Raw genomic sequence first — 14898 nt, forward strand, 5'->3', positions numbered from 1 at the left:
CAGGGGGCTTCGGCCCCCTTTTCATTTGGAGGATGCGATATGGCAGTTACGAAATGGTTCCCTTACACGCACCAGATTCTGAAAGTGCTGCGCTGCGCGGTGACGGAATGGCTGGACCACCGTGCCTCCAGCAAGGGCGCGGCACTGGCCTTCTACACCCTGTTTTCGCTGGCGCCGATCCTGGTGCTGGTGATCGCCGTCGCCGGCTTCTTCTACGGCGAGGAAGCGGCGCAAGGCCAGTTGCTGGCCGAACTGCGCGGGCTGCTGGGTACGCAGGGCGCGGATACGATCCAGGCCATCCTGGCCGGCGCCCAGAACAAGGAAACCGGCCGCTTCGCCACGATCGTCGCCACCGTGCTGCTGATCGTCGGCGCCACCACCGTGTTTTCCGAGCTCAAGGACAGCCTGGACGAGATCTGGGGCCTCCCGGCCCCGCCGGATGCCGGCATCTGGAATACGGTCCGCACCCGCCTGCTGTCGTTCGGCATGGTCCTGGTGCTGGGTTTCCTGCTGATGGTATCCCTGGTCGTCAGCGCCGCCACCACGGTGGCCGAAAAGTTCATCACCGGTGTGTGGCAGGAAGCCGCCATCATCATGGGCTGGATCGCCTCCGGCATCGGCTTCCTGGTCATCGCCACGCTGTTCGGCGTGATCTACAAGCTGCTGCCGCGTGTGCGGCTGTCCTGGAAGGACGTCACCATCGGCGCGCTCGGCACCGCCGCGATGTTCACGCTGGGTAAGTTCGGGATCGGGCTCTACATCGGCAACAGCGGCACCACCGACAGCTTCGGCGCCGCCGGTTCGCTGATCGCCCTGCTGCTGTGGGTATATTACTCGGCGCAGATCTTCTTCCTGGGCGCCGAATTTGCGCGCCAATACGCCGTGCAGATGGGCAGCTTGCGCAACAAGCCGAAAGAAATCACTGGCGTCGAACCGAAGACCAGCACCGCCTGAGGTAGGGTCGGCGGCTTGGCCGCCGACGCGGTGATTGGAACAGGCTCCGCTGTCGTGCCGGATGATCTCGCCGCCAACCATCACCGCGGCTTAGAGTCTACCCCGGTAGGCAGGGGGAAGCTCATGGTGATGCATGGCGGGCGTGAGCAACGCAGCGCACGCTTGCCCGGCGCGCCAGGAGCGACTCCCACCTACCGGGATAGCTCTTAGCCGGCTGCGCGCCCCGGCCAACCCTACTCGCCCAACAGCTCCGACACCACTTCCATCCCCTCGACCCGCTCGGCCACCACCTTCAGCACCATCACCACCGGCACCCCGAGCAGCAAGCCCCATACGCCCCACAACCAACCCCAGAACAGCAGGCTGACGAAGACCGCTGCCGGATTCATGCGCGCGATCTTGCCGGTCATCCAGGTGGCGACGACCATGCCGACCAGGGTCGCGATCGCCATCGAGGCCCCGCCCACCAGCATCACCATGCTCAGGGTCTCGAACTGGAGGAAAGCCGCCAAGCCGGTCGCGACCGTGATGACGAGGGGGCCGAAATACGGCATCAGGTGCGCCACGCCGGCGAAGGCGGCCCAGGCGCCGGCGTTCTCGAGGCCGATCAGGCGCAGCGCGCCCCACATCATGAGGGCGAGCAGAACGTTGGTTACCAGGAGCATGAACATATAGCTCTGGATCGAGGTGTTGATGTCGTCCAGGATGTGGACCGTGACTTTCTTGCGTGTGAGCGAAGGACCTGTGAGCTTGACCAGCTTGCGCTTGAAGGTGTCGCCAGCCAGCAGCAGGAAGAACACCAGGAACACGACCATGGTCGCTTGCGACATGAAAGCGGCCAGGCTCATGGAGCCGGCCAGCACCCAGTCCATCACGCGGATCGGCGAACTCGCCGCGGCGGCCGGCGGCGGATACTGGCGCCGCTGCTGCGCCAGGCGCTTGGCGTCGGCGCCGACGTTGCTCGCGGCGCGCTCGATCTCGGCCGCCGCCGCCTGCATCTGCTGCAGGGTCGAACGCTGGCCGCTGGTATTGGTGAGGATGCGCGTGATCTTGTGGGTCAGCGTCGGCAACTCGTCGAGGATGTTGAAGAATTCGCCCTGCAGCCGGTACAGGGTGCCCGCCATCGCGCCCACGATCACGGCCGTGACCAGGGTGGCGCCGATGATGCGCTTGACGTGCCAGCGCTCGAGCCAGCGCACGACAGGATTGAGGGTATAGGCGATCAGAATGCCGAGCAACAGCGGCACGAAGAATTTCTGCGCCCATTGGAGCGCGAATACGAAGGCGATGGTGGCGAGGATGCCGAGTGACAGCCCGCGCGCATTGACGTGCAACGGCACGCGCATGCCGCCGATGTGCAATGTGATGTCGTCGCCGGCCGCGCGCGTGTCCGCGCGGGCGGCGTCAGGGGCGGCTAATTCAGGCGAAGGGTTGGATGCTGCCGGCGTGGCCGGATCGGTTGGTGCTAGCTGCATGGTATGCCTGAACGAAATGCCGGGCCGCCCCGGTTACCTGCGTATTATTTCACACGGATGTCATTCTTGACCGACGTGACGCCCTTGACGCCACGTGCGATCTCGACGGCGCGCTGCGCATCGCGTGCATCTGCCACGAAGCCCGACAGCTGGACGTCGCCCTTGAAGGTTTCGACGTTGACTTCGCGTGCCTTCACGTTCGGGTCGTTGACCAGGGCGGCCTTGACCTTGGTGGTGATCACGGCGTCGTCGATGTACTCGCCGGTGCTGGCCTGCTGGTTGGTCGACGAGCAGCCGACCGCGGTGATGGCGACGGTAGCGACGAAAGCGGCGGAAATGAGGTTCTTGGCGATTTTCATGATGGCTCCTTATTGATAATCATGGTGGTGCAATACCCTTGCGGGCGGGTTGGGCGGCGCCGGCAATCCGGCCCGCAGGTTCTTTATTTGCCGTAGGCCGTCCGGGTGGTGCTGACGCACCCTTCCTTGACGTCACCGGCGAAGGCATCGCACTTCTGCAGTGCGACACGGTATTCGGCGTCGATCTTGGCGCCCTGCGCTTCGAGGCGCGCCTCGATCGCCTTGCGGTCGGCCCGCGCGTCGGCCTGGCTGGCCACCAGGGTCGCCTTGGCCAGGCGCTGGCACACTTCGCGGTCGTTGCCGACCGCGGCGCCGCAGCGCGTCTTGTCGCGCTCGTAATACGCCGAGGCGATGCGCATACGCGCCTGGGTATAGGCCGCCAGCGTGTTCTTGTAGGCGGCGTCCGCTTCTTCCTCGACGCGAACGCGGGCGGCGCGGGCGTCGGCCACGCAGATGTCGTGCGGGATGCCGGCCAACGCATCGCAGCGCGTCTTGGCGGCGTCGTAGACGGTCTCGGCGGCGTCCATTGCCTGCTGGTAGACGGCCTTCGGTTCCAGCTGCTGGGCGCCAGCCTGGCCCGTCCAGCCGAGAACCGCGCCAATCAAGAGGATCGCATGCGACGTTTTCATTGTTTTTGTTCTCCATTTGTCAACACTGGACATATCTTTACATGCCGCGCACTCGTCTTCTGTTCGATGCCGAACACAACAGGCAGACTCTTGGCGCACGCCTATAGGTGTGTAGATATAGAACAACTGGATTGCCGAGACGTGCCGCGTCAAACGATGCCGGCGGAGTTTGATAGCGGCGGGCACGACCCTCGGAGCAAGGTAGGTGCGGCAACGCACAGACCCTCGTTACCCACCTGATTATTCTGAGTCCATACTTTTGTCAGGAGAACAACATGAATGCTAATCGTAAATTTATCGTCGCTCTAATGGCGACCGGCGCACTCCTCACCGGCTGCGCCAGCAACAGCTCCCAGCCATACGGCTACAACAACGGATACGGCTCGGGCAGCAGCACCGCCTCGGCTGGCTACGGCGTGATCGAATCGATCCAGGTGGTCCAGGGCGAGAACCGCACCAGCGGCGCCGGCGGCGTGCTGGGCGGTGTCGTCGGCGCGCTGGCCGGCAGCCAGATCGGCAGCGGCAGCGGCCGTACCGCGGCCACGGTGGCCGGCGGTCTGGCTGGCGCCGTCGTTGGCAACAACGTCGAGAAGAACCGCAATGCAGCGGGACCGGAGATGTACCAGATCAATATGCGCATGGATAATGGCGAATACCGCGCCGTGACCCAGGACAGCGCCTACGATCTGCGCGTGGGCAACCGCGTGCGCATCGTCGACGGCCGCGTCTACCGCTATTGATTTGCCGGCATGGTGGCGGGCAGGCGCATGACGCCCTGCCCGCCACCATGCGTTCCGGCCGGCGCGCCGGCCATTGACCAGCTGGAGGCAACCATGGCTACTTTCACCCGCATCGTGCGCGGCGCCTGCGCCTGCGCACTGGCCGGCGCCGCCTTCGCGGCATCGGCTCACGTGTCCGCGCAAACCACTGCGACCACGCAAGCCGGCACTGACGCGACCGTCAACCCGATCGTCGGCCGCCAGCAGGCGCAGGAAATCGCGCAAGGCGACCCGCCGCGCTGGTATCGCGACGATCCGCAACAGCAGACGCTGCGCAAGGAACTCGGCGCGGCGCTGCAGGAGGCGCAGAACGCCTGCCGCAAGGCGCCGACGGCCGAACGCAAGTCGTGCATGGAGCAGGCGCGCGCGACCTGGCAGCGCGAGACGGCGCAGCTCGGCAAACCGATGCCGCGGCATTAAGCCGGGCAAGCAACGCTTCGGCAAACGCACTGACGGCCATTCTACTGGCCGTTTTTTTCGCCTATTTCTTTTCACGCCGCGGCGGCAGTGTATAGACATCCGCCACCAGGATGCTGTCGCCGATCTGGCGACTGGGCGACGCCGCGTCGTGCACCACCAGCAGCCCTTCTTCGCGCCCGTCCCGGCTCGAAAACAGCGAAATGCCTTCCGGGTGATCGACGCCCTGCCCGAACGGCAGCGACAGCACGTGTTCGAGCATGTCCCGGCTCAGCGCCGAGGCCTTGTCCGGCCGCGCCCCGCCGGGCCAGCGCAGCAGCGTCACCGGCCCATCGAGGTCCATCGTCGGCCCGGCCAGGATCAGGAGATCCTTGCCATGCACGCACAGGTCGCGGATGCCCAGGCCATCCAGGTCGAGAAAATGCTTGCGGTACAGGGCGCCTTCAGCGTCGAGCGGCGCCAGCCGTAGCCAGCCCTCTTCGCCATCGTCGACCGGCGCCACTTCGACGATCGCGGCCCAGCCGCGCAGCACCGGGCCGCGCAAGCCCAGCAGCACGCGCGTGCCGGCCAGGGCGATGCCTTCGATATCGAAACCGTTGTCCTTGCCGGGAATGGCCAGGAACGGACCGAAGTGCTCGTCCTGCCGCAGCAGTCCGGTCAATTCGTTGCCGTGCTCGTCGCCGCGCAGCAGCGCCGCGGTGCGCCGCTTGCCCCTGTGCACGGCCTCCTTCTGCAGCGTGAAGCCGCCATCCTGCCTGACGAGGGGGATGCGCGCCAGCAGATAGCGGTTGCCGTCGGCGCCGACGCTGGCCAGGCGCTTGCGCGTGCGCCGCCCCCCATCGCCCTGGTCCGGCCGCCTGCGGCGCAGGCTATGCGAACCGGTCACCCACAGATAGTCGCCGTCGCTGGCCAGGCCCTCGATATCGGCTTCGTGCATGCGCTTGCCTTCTTCGTCATGCGGTGGCAAGGGCAGCTGCAGAAAGTCGTGCAGCGCGAACTGGTGGTGTCCGCGAGCGAAACTGGTCTTGCCGCGTTTGTCCTCGGCGGCCAGGGTCAGGCGCTCGATGGTGAGCGACTCATCATTGGCCAGCCACAAGGTATCGCCCATGCGCAGGGCCACCGACAGCCCGTTGCGCAATTCCTTGTCGGGGCTGAGGTCATTGCGGTCAGGATGGAATTCGAGCAGGACGATATTGGATGGATGCATGCTGCGCCTCGCGATCGGTATTGACGCCAGCATACCCCATGGACTTGGGCGCAGCGCCCGGCTTGCGCATGTCACGCGATCTATGCCAAGCCTTGCGCAGGAAGCGATAACGAAAAAATACCACGCCGCGTCAACCATCCGTCGCGACGTGCGTTATATGCCCAGAGCAAGCAGCGGAGCATGGCAAGCGCGTGGCAAGCTACGCTGTCACGAACCAGCTTACGGGCAAGGCGCCGCGGCCGGCAAAAAAAGACGGCGTCCAATCAACGATTGCGACGCCGCTCAAGCCCCACCATATTCTGTACTGCACGATCCGCCCTGTCGTTCTTGGATGGCGGCGACTGCGCATGTGCCGGTCGAATCCGCCAGCCGCATCGGTCGCATGGACTGCCCGCATGTGCCGACCATACGCTCCAGCCTGTATTTTGGCCGGCGATTGCCGCAAACTCGTTGCGGCAACGTGTCAAAAACAGCTTACCCTTATTCTGGTATTTGCCGCGCCCGTTTGCGATTGACGTACCAGCCCAGTGCGCCCAGCACCAGGGCGGCGCCCGCCGCCGGCTTACCCAGCCGGCGCTGGCGTACGAAATTGATCACGCCCAGCGCATATGGCAACAGCACCGACACATTGGTTCCGGTTGGCTTCAGCAGGGCATCGGCCCGGGCGCGCAAGGCCCAGGTCGCGTGATCCATCGCCGAGTGCAGCATGACTTCGGGCTTGATGCCGTACTGGATGCTGGCCTTGGCGTGCGCCACGCCTGCTCGGAAGAACTCGCCCTCACGCAATAGTTCTGCCTTGCGCACCGCCGGATCGAGGCTGTGCTGGTGACCGGCCAATCCTGTCGTTCCGTTTTGATTCTGCATACTTTCTCCCTTGGTGACACCGCCTGTTATCGCGGCTTATGCTCGCCCGTCCCGGCAGGCGCTCATCACAGCTATCTACAGCAGCCCGCCTGTAACAGCCCGCTTATTGCAGCCCGCTTATGACAGCCTGTTTTTACTAGAGCCCGTTTATTCCAGCCGTCCGCTCATTGCAGCCGCTTTATCACAACCGCCTATAACAGCATTTCGCGGTCGTTCTTGAGCTCTTTCATCGTCGCCGGAAACGCCAGCTTGTTCTGCTTGAGCAGCGCGAGTCCCTTCGTCACCAGCACTGCCGTGATCAGGGCGAACACCGCAAACATGATCAGCAGGATGGTCCAGCCCATTGCGTCCCATGCCAGCGCCACCACCGTCATGGCGCCGAAGGCGATGGCGAACCACACCGCCAGCACCGCCGCCGCGAAGATGGCCAGCAGCTCGATCACGTGGTTGCGGATCTCGGACAGCTCGAGCGCCGCCAGTTCGACGCGCGATACCGCCAGCCCGAACAGGCTCTTGAACAGGCTGGAAATGCCGCCGATGACACCGGGGTTATGTACGATTGCGTCTTGTTTATCCACGTCTGCCCCCGGCCCTATTGCCTGCGGCTCAGCAGGACGCCGAGCAGCACACCGACGCCGGCCGCGATCGCCATCGTGCGCCACGGATTGCCCTTCACGTAGACATCGGCCGTGTGGGCCAGTTCCTTGCCCTTTTCCACTGCCTGGGTCGGCAGCAGGCTGGCGCCACCCAGGGCGCGGTCGAGCAGCTCCATGCCGCGTGCGCGCAGCTCCTCGGCCTTTTCGCCGGTCAGCGAAGCGGCCGCGGTCAGCATCGACTGGGCATCGCGCACCAGCGCTTTCATGTCGGACTGGGTCGCATAGGTGCTGCCGCTGATCGGGTGCATGCTGCCGTTGGTATTGCGGGAAGTTTCTAGCATGTTCTACTCCTGTCACTGAAAATCATTTGATAAAGCCGGACGCGGACAATCCGGCGCGGTCCAGCGCCTGGCCCTGGACCGCGCCCGAACGGTCGACGACTCACGCCAGCAGGTCGCGCATATCGTCGGCATGCTCTTCCTCGACTGCCATGATGTCGATGAGCATGTTGCGCGTGGTGGGATCCTTGTCGCCGATCACCGCGATCATCTGGCGGTAGGACTCGATCGCCACCCGCTCGGCGATCAGGTCGGCCCGCACCATCGCCTGCACGTCGTCGGACTCGTCGTACTCGGCATGGCTGCGCGCGGTAAACGTGGCCGGGTTGAAGTTCGGCGAGCCGTTGAGCTGCACGATGCGTTCGGCGATGCGGTCGGCGTGGTCCTGCTCTTGCCGGGCATGCTCGAGGAACTCGGCCTTGATGTGACCCGTGTTGGGACCAGCCACCGTGTAGTAATGGCGCTTGTAGCGCATCACGCACAGCAGTTCGGTGGCCAGGGCGTCGTTGAGCATCGCGATGACCGCTTCGCGGTCGGCCTGGTAACCCTCGGTGACGGCGCCGTCATCGAGATTGGCCGCCGCACGCCGGATCGCCGCGATGTCGAAGCCGTGCGCCAGGTTGTTCGTCTGTTCCATGGTATTTCCTCAATCAGTGTTCAGCTCAGTGCTTCAGCGTGGTTCAGCGCATTGCGGCGCGTGGGGGAATCTGCGCGCCATCGTTGGACAGCACGATCTCGACGCGGCGGTTCTGCTGGCGGCCGGACGCGTTGTCGTTCGACGCCACCGGGAACGCCTGGCCGTAGGCCTTCATCGAGATGCGGTCGCGCGGCACGCCCATTTCGCCCAGGGCGCTGGCGACCGCGTTGGCGCGGCGCTGCGACAGGTCCTGGTTGTAGCTCGCGCTGCCGGTACTGTCCGTAAACCCTTCGACCAGCACCGTACGGTCCGGGTTCTCGCGCATCACGTCGGCCAGCTTGCGCAGGGTCGACATTCCGTTCGGATTCAGGGTCGCCTGGTTGGTGGCGAACAGCACGTCGCCGATCGTCACCACGTAGCCGCGCTCGGTCTTGACGGCCTGGATGTCGTTCAGCAAGGCTTCCAGGTGGGCGGTGCGCTCGGCCAGGGCGGCGTTCTGCTGCTGGGCGGCCTGGGCTTGCGCCTGCGCCTGCTGGGCTGCGGCGGTGGCGGCTTCGGCCTCGCGCTTGGCGCGCTCGGCTTCCGCGGTGCGCGCCTCGAGGCGGACCTGGTCGCGCTGGCGCGCGGCGTCGGCGATGTCGGCTTCGGCGGCCTTGGCCTTGGCGACTTCCTGCGCGGTGGCGATGCGCTGCTTGGCGACGTAGGCCAGGCGGTCGACATCTGCCAGGCTTTCGCGGCGATGCGCGGCCTGGTTGGCCTGATCGAGCGCTTCGCTGGCCTGTTTGAACTCCAGCGGCGCATAGGTCGACACCTGCGGATTGTTGTTGGCGCTGACGAAGTCGGCGCGCGCCTGGTCCAGGGTCGCGGTGGTCACCGGGGCGCTGGCGCAGGCGGCGGCCAGCACGGCGGCGGCCAGGATCGAGACGGCGGATTTACGGTTTTTCATGTTCTTGTTCCTCTTCTTGTTGAAGCGCCGTTCGACGGCGCGGACTCATGCGTTCAATGCGGACGTCAAGGGTGATCTCACTGGCTGTTGGCGCGGTCGACCTCTTCGCGCAGCACGCGCAAGTCTTCGTTCAGCTGGGTCGAGGCGGCGGTCGCCTTGGCCGACACGGCCTTGCTCTGCGCCAGCTTGGCGTCGGCCTGGGCCTGGACCGCCAGTTCGCGCGCCAGCTTGTAGTCGCGCGCGGCCAGGGCCTGGTTGGCGCGTCCCATCTTCTCGCGGGCGGCGCTGATCTCAGCTGGCGCCAGTTCGGCGGCGCCGGCCGCCACGGCGTTCTCGACTGCATTGCGCGAGACCGCCACGTCGGCCGTGGCGGGCGCCTGGTCGGGGCTTGCGCAGGCGGTCAGTGTCAGTACTACGGCGGCGCAGCTGAGGCGAAGCCCGGTCATCGCTTGATGTTTATTCATCGCATATTCTCCTGGGGAAGTGTTGTAGAGAACGTTATAAACCTGTTATGCACGGCACTCAGTTCGTTGACGCACATTCATTTCTCCTACAACAAAGCCATAACCGCGACGCGGCGGAAACACCTTGTAACAACATGGGGCGGTCACTGTGTGTTGCCGAACAGATCAAATTAGCAACGGACTCTAGTCTTGAGCCAAGTCACCGAGAAACGACATACCCGAATGAATGGATCGAGCATCAAGCGTCACGCGAGTATTCCAGTCCTGCTGGCCTTCCTGGCTTGCGGACCGCTGGCAGGTTGCGCCTCAGGCATTCCCGGTTTCGGCAGTGAAGAAACCGTCAATGACGAAGCCATCAGCGCCGGCGTGCGCAGCGCCATCAAGCACGACCCCGAACTGACGGTTTCCGATCTCGATGTCGACACTTACCAAGGCATTGTCCGGCTCAGCGGCTTCGTCAGCTCGGCCGACAGCGTAGCCGCGGCGGCCTCGGTCGCGCGAACTGTCAAGGGCGTCAAATCGGTCAGGAATGACCTGCGCCTGAAATAACCCCATCAATGGAGATCATCATGAAAAACATCAAATCGCTGGTAGTGACCGCAACCCTGGCAACCGCCGCCTTCGGCATGGTCGGCTGCTCGAACATGTCGAAGCAAGACCGCAACACCGCCATCGGCGCCGGCGCCGGTGCAGTGCTGGGCGGCGCGGTGAGCGGCGGCAGCGCGCTCGGCACCGTGGGCGGCGCGGCCGTCGGTGGCGTGATCGGCAATCAGGTCAAGACCACCAACTGATCCAGGTCTCCGCTCGACAGCAAACGCCCGGCATGCCGGGCGTTTGTGTTGGTGCGGTACCCGTAAGCCGTCGATGAGAGCGGGTCCAGCGCCTTGATGTTCGTGGAAGAATCTCGCCAGCACGGCCGGACGGCCTTGCGCAGCCGGGGCGCAGCGCCGTCGCCGGCTTAGTCGACGTGGCCGTCCGCGACCGGCATGTCCGCGACCGGCATGTCCGCGACCGGCATGGCGCCGGCTTCCCTGACGATCGCGTAACAGCTGCAGGCTGCGGCGGCCAGGCCCTCGGGATCGAGGATCTCGATATTGCCGCGGCTATAGTCGATCAGGCCCTGCTGCTGCAGCGCGCTGGCGGCCTTGGTGACGCCGACGCGGCGCACGCCGAGCGAGTGCGCGAGGAATTCATGGGTCAGGTGGAACCGATCGGATTGCAGGCGGTCGCGCGTGACCAGCAGCGAGCGCGCCAGCCGCGCCTCCAGCACGTGAAAGCGGCTGCAGACGGCGATCTGGATCGCCTGCGCCAGCAAGGCGTCGGTGTACCGGTACAGGACTTTCTGCAGCGCAGGATTGCGTTCGACCTCGCTGCGAAAGCGCGCGCCATCCATGCGGCTGGCGTTGCCGGCGCGCTGGACGACGGCGCGCACCTGGGTCGTGTCGTGACCGAGGGCGCTGGTCAACCCCAGCATGCCTTCGCGTCCCACCTGGCCGACCTCGAGCGTCATGCGCCCCTCGGCCACGCCCAGCAGCGACACCAGGCAATCGTGGGGAAAATAGATGTGTTCGATTAGATCGCCGGCTTCGCACAACACTTGCCCCGCCTCGACCCTGACCTGGTCCAGCATCGGCAGCATGCGCGCCATTTCTTGCGGCGGCAGCGCAGCCAGCAGCCGGTTGCTGTGACACTCGGCGACGGGCGGATGGACGGCAGAGTTCATTCTTTCCTCGGAGAAAATCGTAAGAATCAGTACGCGGCAAGCCGGATGCGCCCCGTTCCAGAAACATTTGCAAACAATTTCAGTGAGCGTAACCGTCGCGCCTTGCGCGAGTATGTACGGTGACGCACCGAACCTCAGGTTGTTCCTGAAGACAATCATCGTACCTAGGCGTCAACGCCATATGAAAGGAATAAAGATGAATACGCCCCCACACCATCCCGTCAAGAACCGCGCCCACCCCCTGCTCCTGCTGGCGGCGGCCGCAGTTGTGCTGTTCTGCCTGGTCGGCACGGCCGCCATCATGGGCTGGCTGCCTTCTTCGATCGGCGGCACCGCCAACCGCCAGCTGACTGAAGCCGACCGCCTGGCCCTGGCTTCCACCCTGCCGCAAGACGTCCCCGACCAGGGGCCGGGCTACGCCGCCTATCCGGGCGCGCCGCTCGCGCCGGCACAGCAGCCCTATGCGCCGGTCCAGGCCGTCCCGGCGGCCCCGGTGCAGCAGCTTGCGCCGACGCCTGCGCCCGCGGCGCCGGTCAAGCAAAGCAAGCCGCTTCAAGCCGCCAATGCGCGCGACTGGTGCGCGAACTGCGGCAACGTCGAATCGGTCCGCGCCATCACCCAGCGCGCCGAAGGCAGCGGCCTGGGCGCCGCCGGCGGCGCCGTCATCGGCGGCCTGCTGGGCAACCAGGTCGGCGGCGGATCCGGCCGCACCCTGGCCACCGCGGCCGGCGCGATCGGCGGCGCCGTGGTCGGCAACCAGGTCGAAGGCAATATCAAGGCGACCACCAGCTACGAGATCCGCGTGCGCCTGGACGACGGCACCCTGCGCACCTTCCGCCAGAACAGCGAACCGCAATGGCGCAATGGCGACCGCGTGCGCATCGTCAACGGACGGCTGCGCTCGGTTGCCTGAAGCAGGCTGACCTGAATCCACGGGCTTGGATCCGATGACGTGATTCAGGCAGACTGCATGGCTAGCACATGGCCGGGATTGCGCAAGCGTCCCGGCCAAACTTTTTCCTGAGTGCAATGTGCGACAGCGCACGGAAATATGGATGAGCTGACCCGACAATCGAATCACGCTGAAACGAAAAGTGGGACACCATCAACCGTGGGAGAAGCGCATGAACAGCATGGCATGGATTGGCATCATCATCTGGGGAATCGTACTGACTCTGTTCGGCCTGTTGTCGGCCGGGCCGACGCCCGATGGGGCGGGTTACCTGCAGCCGCAAGACATCGTGTTCCTGATCGCGGGCGGCCTGCTCACCTGCCTGATCGGCTGCACCGGCCTGATGGGCATGATGGGCTGGATTCCCGGATTGCGGAAACGAAAAAGTTGCGCATAATGTACGCCATCGAACGGTACTCAACAGTGAGCAAGTACATACTGGAATCACAGCGCAACCGGCGCAAACAGTAGAGGAGAAACCACCATGTTGTATACCATCGCTGTCGTTCTCGTAATCCTGTGGCTGCTCGGCCTGGTGACTTCGTACACCATCGGCGGCTTCATCCACATCCTGCTCGTCGTCGCCGTCATCATGATCCTGGTGCGCCTGATCAGCGGACGCGGCATATAGCGGTAGAATGACAAGTCACGCTTGTCGCAACACCCAATCCGTTTCGCGGTCGCGCCTGTAACGGCGTGACGACGAAACGGATTTTTTTTTACTTAAGGAGTGCATATGCATAAAAACTTCATCAAGACGACCGCCGCGGTCGCCATCATCGCCCTGACCGCCACCGGTTGCGCCGACATGTCCACCACCCAGCGCGGCACCGCGACCGGCGCCGGCATCGGCGCCGGCCTGGGCGGCCTGATCGGTGGCACGACCAGCGGCGGCGGCGGCGGCCGCGTTGCCGGCGGCGCCGCCATCGGCGCGGCCGCGGGCGCCGTGATCGGCAACATCTGGTCCAAGCGCATGGAAGTGCAGAAGCAGCAGATGGAACAAGCCACTCAGGGCACCGGCGTGCAGGTTACCCAGACCCAGGACAACCGCCTGAAGCTGGAAATCCCGAGCGACATCTCGTTCGACACCGGCCGCTCCGACATCAAGGGCAACTTCCAGCCGATCCTGCAGCGCTTCGCGCAGACGCTGCAAGAGAACCCGAGCACCAATGTCGTCATCATCGGCCACACCGACAGCACCGGCAGCGATGCGATCAACCAGCCACTGTCGGTCGACCGCGCCTCGCGCACCCGTGACTTCCTGGCTGGCCGCGGCGTGAACCCGAACCGCATCACCATCGAAGGCCGCGGCTCGCGCGAACCGATCGCCTCGAACAACGACAACGCGGGCAAGGCGCGCAACCGCCGCGTCGAGATCTACGTCGCCGAACCGGCGCGCGGCTGATCGCTCCACCCATCGAAAAAGGCCGGCATTGCCGGCCTTTTTCGTTTTTGCTTGCGCCGCGTTACGCGGCCTCGGTGAACGCCAGGTACAGCTCGCGCGCCTGGCGTGCGACCGGGCCCGCTTCCAGCGTGCGGTCTTCATACCGGGTGCACGGCGTGACCTTGCCATAGTTACCGGTGCTGAAAATTTCGCGCGCGGTGTTCAGTTCGGTGGCCTTGACGCTGCGCTCTTCCACCTGCATGCCGGCCGCGGCCAGCAGCGCCATCACGCGCGCACGAGTGATCCCCGCCAGGAAGGTGCCGTTCGGGGCCGGCGTCACCACCTTGCCGTCATCCAGCACCAGAAACAGGTTCGACGTTGCGAATTCGGCCACGTGGCCTTCGGCGTCGAGCATGATGGCCTGGTCGAAGCCGCGCTCTTTCGCTTCGCGCATGGCGCGGGTCGAGTTGGCGTACAGGGCCGAGGCCTTGGCGTCGGTCGGCGCCATGTTCGGCTGCGGACGGCGCAGGGTCGACAGGCAGGCCGAGAACCCGGCGAACGGCGGCAGCGGCGCATCGAACAGGGTCAGCGCGAACCGGCTTTGCTCGGCGACCGGGATCAGGAAGCCCTCGGAGCCGAACACCAGCGGACGAATATAGAGTTCGGCGTCGATCGGGAATTTGGCCACGCCTTCACGCACCAGCGCTTCCATCTCGTCGACCGTCAACGGGCAGCGCAGGCCCAGTTTTTCGGCGGACGCGATGACGCGTTCCAGGTGCGGCCGCAGGTCGGGCAGCTTGCCGCGCAACGCGCGCGCACCGTCGAACACGGACGAACCGAGCCACAGACTGTGGTCCATCGCGCCGTACAGCGGCGTGTTACCTTCGGCCCATTGGCCGTTGTAATAAGTGAGGTACATGGTTTCCTTCGTCATTGCAAAACCGTACCAGTGTAGCGGCACCGGCGCCGCCCCGTCCAGACGCGCCGTCCCGCCGTCCCGCCGCCCCGCTACCGGGACTCGTCCAGGCCCAGGGCCCTGCGCCCTCGCTGCGCATCTTGTGCGGATCGTCGTTATCGGCCCACCAGCCCCCCAGGACGGCATCACCGGCGGTGTTCCTCGTTTTACTTCGTCACCCTTGGCATGCGGCCGCAGCCAGCCGGAATAACTGACGGC

General features: G+C 65.1%; 21 protein-coding genes. 9 read left to right on the forward strand and 12 right to left on the reverse strand.

The genetic code is table 11. The annotated features are described in order from the left end of the window. Window positions 1-39 precede the first annotated feature (39 nt). Window positions 40-954: a YihY/virulence factor BrkB family protein gene (locus ABIB38_RS19195; RefSeq protein WP_429206303.1), complete on the forward strand. Its 915-nt coding sequence runs from the start codon at window positions 40-42 to the stop codon at window positions 952-954. Window positions 955-1187: 233 nt separating this feature from the next. Here the strand turns inward: ABIB38_RS19195 and ABIB38_RS19200 are convergent, their stop codons facing one another. The 3 genes from ABIB38_RS19200 to ABIB38_RS19210 all read right to left on the reverse strand — a co-directional run bounded on the left by ABIB38_RS19200 (window position 1188) and on the right by ABIB38_RS19210 (window position 3417). Further along, on the reverse strand, window positions 1188-2429 hold the full coding sequence (locus ABIB38_RS19200; protein ID WP_429206304.1) for an AI-2E family transporter: 1242 nt from the start codon (window positions 2427-2429) through the stop codon (window positions 1188-1190). A gap of 44 nt (window positions 2430-2473) precedes the next feature. Next, window positions 2474-2788 (reverse strand): BON domain-containing protein, encoded by a 315-nt coding sequence (locus ABIB38_RS19205; RefSeq protein WP_429206305.1) that lies wholly within the window; start codon window positions 2786-2788, stop codon window positions 2474-2476. Between the two features lie 83 nt (window positions 2789-2871). After that, on the reverse strand, window positions 2872-3417 hold the full coding sequence (locus ABIB38_RS19210; protein ID WP_429206306.1) for a hypothetical protein: 546 nt from the start codon (window positions 3415-3417) through the stop codon (window positions 2872-2874). A gap of 275 nt (window positions 3418-3692) precedes the next feature. On the opposite strand from ABIB38_RS19210, the gene ABIB38_RS19215 reads away from it, so the two are divergent. Next, window positions 3693-4157, forward strand: a complete 465-nt coding sequence (locus ABIB38_RS19215; RefSeq protein WP_429206307.1) for a glycine zipper 2TM domain-containing protein — start codon at window positions 3693-3695, stop codon at window positions 4155-4157. Window positions 4158-4250: 93 nt separating this feature from the next. Next, window positions 4251-4616, forward strand: coding sequence for a hypothetical protein (locus ABIB38_RS19220; RefSeq protein WP_429206308.1), 366 nt, complete (start codon window positions 4251-4253; stop codon window positions 4614-4616). A gap of 61 nt (window positions 4617-4677) precedes the next feature. Here the strand turns inward: ABIB38_RS19220 and ABIB38_RS19225 are convergent, their stop codons facing one another. From ABIB38_RS19225 to ABIB38_RS19255, 7 genes are all read right to left on the reverse strand, one after another. Continuing rightward, complete coding sequence (locus ABIB38_RS19225) at window positions 4678-5820, reverse strand: DUF3616 domain-containing protein (RefSeq protein ID WP_429206309.1); 1143 nt, start codon at window positions 5818-5820, stop codon at window positions 4678-4680. A 480-nt stretch (window positions 5821-6300) separates the two neighbouring features. Beyond that, window positions 6301-6684 carry a hypothetical protein gene (locus tag ABIB38_RS19230; protein ID WP_429206310.1) on the reverse strand — a complete coding sequence of 128 codons (384 nt, stop codon included), beginning with the start codon at window positions 6682-6684 and terminating at the stop codon, window positions 6301-6303. Window positions 6685-6875: 191 nt separating this feature from the next. Beyond that, window positions 6876-7262, reverse strand: a complete 387-nt coding sequence (locus ABIB38_RS19235; RefSeq protein WP_429206311.1) for a phage holin family protein — start codon at window positions 7260-7262, stop codon at window positions 6876-6878. Between the two features lie 14 nt (window positions 7263-7276). Beyond that, window positions 7277-7621 (reverse strand): DUF883 family protein, encoded by a 345-nt coding sequence (locus tag ABIB38_RS19240; RefSeq protein WP_429206312.1) that lies wholly within the window; start codon window positions 7619-7621, stop codon window positions 7277-7279. A gap of 100 nt (window positions 7622-7721) precedes the next feature. After that, window positions 7722-8255 carry a ferritin-like domain-containing protein gene (locus ABIB38_RS19245; protein ID WP_429206313.1) on the reverse strand — a complete coding sequence of 178 codons (534 nt, stop codon included), beginning with the start codon at window positions 8253-8255 and terminating at the stop codon, window positions 7722-7724. Window positions 8256-8298: 43 nt separating this feature from the next. Further along, window positions 8299-9201: an OmpA family protein gene (locus ABIB38_RS19250; protein WP_429206314.1), complete on the reverse strand. Its 903-nt coding sequence runs from the start codon at window positions 9199-9201 to the stop codon at window positions 8299-8301. Window positions 9202-9278: 77 nt separating this feature from the next. Then, the gene (locus ABIB38_RS19255; RefSeq protein ID WP_429206315.1) at window positions 9279-9665 is read right to left on the reverse strand and encodes a DUF4398 domain-containing protein; all 387 of its coding nucleotides are present in this window, start codon (window positions 9663-9665) and stop codon (window positions 9279-9281) included. A 189-nt stretch (window positions 9666-9854) separates the two neighbouring features. Here ABIB38_RS19255 and ABIB38_RS19260 point away from each other — a divergent pair, with 189 nt between their 5' ends. Beyond that, on the forward strand, window positions 9855-10214 hold the full coding sequence (locus ABIB38_RS19260; protein ID WP_429206316.1) for a BON domain-containing protein: 360 nt from the start codon (window positions 9855-9857) through the stop codon (window positions 10212-10214). A gap of 20 nt (window positions 10215-10234) precedes the next feature. Next, window positions 10235-10456: a glycine zipper 2TM domain-containing protein gene (locus ABIB38_RS19265; protein ID WP_109344196.1), complete on the forward strand. Its 222-nt coding sequence runs from the start codon at window positions 10235-10237 to the stop codon at window positions 10454-10456. A gap of 167 nt (window positions 10457-10623) precedes the next feature. Here the strand turns inward: ABIB38_RS19265 and ABIB38_RS19270 are convergent, their stop codons facing one another. Further along, window positions 10624-11388: a Crp/Fnr family transcriptional regulator gene (locus ABIB38_RS19270; RefSeq protein WP_429206317.1), complete on the reverse strand. Its 765-nt coding sequence runs from the start codon at window positions 11386-11388 to the stop codon at window positions 10624-10626. A 196-nt stretch (window positions 11389-11584) separates the two neighbouring features. On the opposite strand from ABIB38_RS19270, the gene ABIB38_RS19275 reads away from it, so the two are divergent. The 4 genes from ABIB38_RS19275 to ABIB38_RS19290 all read left to right on the forward strand — a co-directional run bounded on the left by ABIB38_RS19275 (window position 11585) and on the right by ABIB38_RS19290 (window position 13745). Continuing rightward, entirely contained in the window at window positions 11585-12301 is a 717-nt protein-coding gene (locus ABIB38_RS19275) for a glycine zipper 2TM domain-containing protein (protein ID WP_429206318.1), read from the forward strand. A 211-nt stretch (window positions 12302-12512) separates the two neighbouring features. After that, entirely contained in the window at window positions 12513-12737 is a 225-nt protein-coding gene (locus ABIB38_RS19280; RefSeq protein ID WP_429206319.1) for a hypothetical protein, read from the forward strand. Between the two features lie 87 nt (window positions 12738-12824). Further along, on the forward strand, window positions 12825-12971 hold the full coding sequence (locus ABIB38_RS19285) for a lmo0937 family membrane protein (protein WP_005671362.1): 147 nt from the start codon (window positions 12825-12827) through the stop codon (window positions 12969-12971). Between the two features lie 105 nt (window positions 12972-13076). Further along, window positions 13077-13745, forward strand: coding sequence for an OmpA family protein (locus ABIB38_RS19290; RefSeq protein WP_429206320.1), 669 nt, complete (start codon window positions 13077-13079; stop codon window positions 13743-13745). Window positions 13746-13806: 61 nt separating this feature from the next. Here the strand turns inward: ABIB38_RS19290 and ABIB38_RS19295 are convergent, their stop codons facing one another. Then, the gene (locus ABIB38_RS19295) at window positions 13807-14658 is read right to left on the reverse strand and encodes a branched-chain amino acid aminotransferase (protein WP_429206321.1); all 852 of its coding nucleotides are present in this window, start codon (window positions 14656-14658) and stop codon (window positions 13807-13809) included. Window positions 14659-14898: the final 240 nt, after the last annotated feature.

Source organism: Massilia sp. UYP11, assembly GCF_050434805.1.
Lineage (GTDB): Bacteria > Pseudomonadota > Gammaproteobacteria > Burkholderiales > Burkholderiaceae_D > Telluria.

Coding starts and splice junctions, on each gene's coding strand:
- ABIB38_RS19285 (WP_005671362.1), top strand. CDS start 12,825: ATGTTGTATACCATCGCTGTCGTTCTCGTAATCCTGTGGCTGCTCGGC.
- ABIB38_RS19210 (WP_429206306.1), bottom strand. CDS start 3,417: ATGAAAACGTCGCATGCGATCCTCTTGATTGGCGCGGTTCTCGGCTGG.
- ABIB38_RS19280 (WP_429206319.1), top strand. CDS start 12,513: ATGAACAGCATGGCATGGATTGGCATCATCATCTGGGGAATCGTACTG.
- ABIB38_RS19200 (WP_429206304.1), bottom strand. CDS start 2,429: ATGCAGCTAGCACCAACCGATCCGGCCACGCCGGCAGCATCCAACCCT.
- ABIB38_RS19255 (WP_429206315.1), bottom strand. CDS start 9,665: ATGAATAAACATCAAGCGATGACCGGGCTTCGCCTCAGCTGCGCCGCC.
- ABIB38_RS19225 (WP_429206309.1), bottom strand. CDS start 5,820: ATGCATCCATCCAATATCGTCCTGCTCGAATTCCATCCTGACCGCAAT.
- ABIB38_RS19250 (WP_429206314.1), bottom strand. CDS start 9,201: ATGAAAAACCGTAAATCCGCCGTCTCGATCCTGGCCGCCGCCGTGCTG.
- ABIB38_RS19195 (WP_429206303.1), top strand. CDS start 40: ATGGCAGTTACGAAATGGTTCCCTTACACGCACCAGATTCTGAAAGTG.
- ABIB38_RS19245 (WP_429206313.1), bottom strand. CDS start 8,255: ATGGAACAGACGAACAACCTGGCGCACGGCTTCGACATCGCGGCGATC.
- ABIB38_RS19215 (WP_429206307.1), top strand. CDS start 3,693: ATGAATGCTAATCGTAAATTTATCGTCGCTCTAATGGCGACCGGCGCA.
- ABIB38_RS19295 (WP_429206321.1), bottom strand. CDS start 14,658: ATGACGAAGGAAACCATGTACCTCACTTATTACAACGGCCAATGGGCC.
- ABIB38_RS19290 (WP_429206320.1), top strand. CDS start 13,077: ATGCATAAAAACTTCATCAAGACGACCGCCGCGGTCGCCATCATCGCC.
- ABIB38_RS19270 (WP_429206317.1), bottom strand. CDS start 11,388: ATGAACTCTGCCGTCCATCCGCCCGTCGCCGAGTGTCACAGCAACCGG.
- ABIB38_RS19230 (WP_429206310.1), bottom strand. CDS start 6,684: ATGCAGAATCAAAACGGAACGACAGGATTGGCCGGTCACCAGCACAGC.
- ABIB38_RS19205 (WP_429206305.1), bottom strand. CDS start 2,788: ATGAAAATCGCCAAGAACCTCATTTCCGCCGCTTTCGTCGCTACCGTC.
- ABIB38_RS19220 (WP_429206308.1), top strand. CDS start 4,251: ATGGCTACTTTCACCCGCATCGTGCGCGGCGCCTGCGCCTGCGCACTG.
- ABIB38_RS19265 (WP_109344196.1), top strand. CDS start 10,235: ATGAAAAACATCAAATCGCTGGTAGTGACCGCAACCCTGGCAACCGCC.
- ABIB38_RS19275 (WP_429206318.1), top strand. CDS start 11,585: ATGAATACGCCCCCACACCATCCCGTCAAGAACCGCGCCCACCCCCTG.
- ABIB38_RS19240 (WP_429206312.1), bottom strand. CDS start 7,621: ATGCTAGAAACTTCCCGCAATACCAACGGCAGCATGCACCCGATCAGC.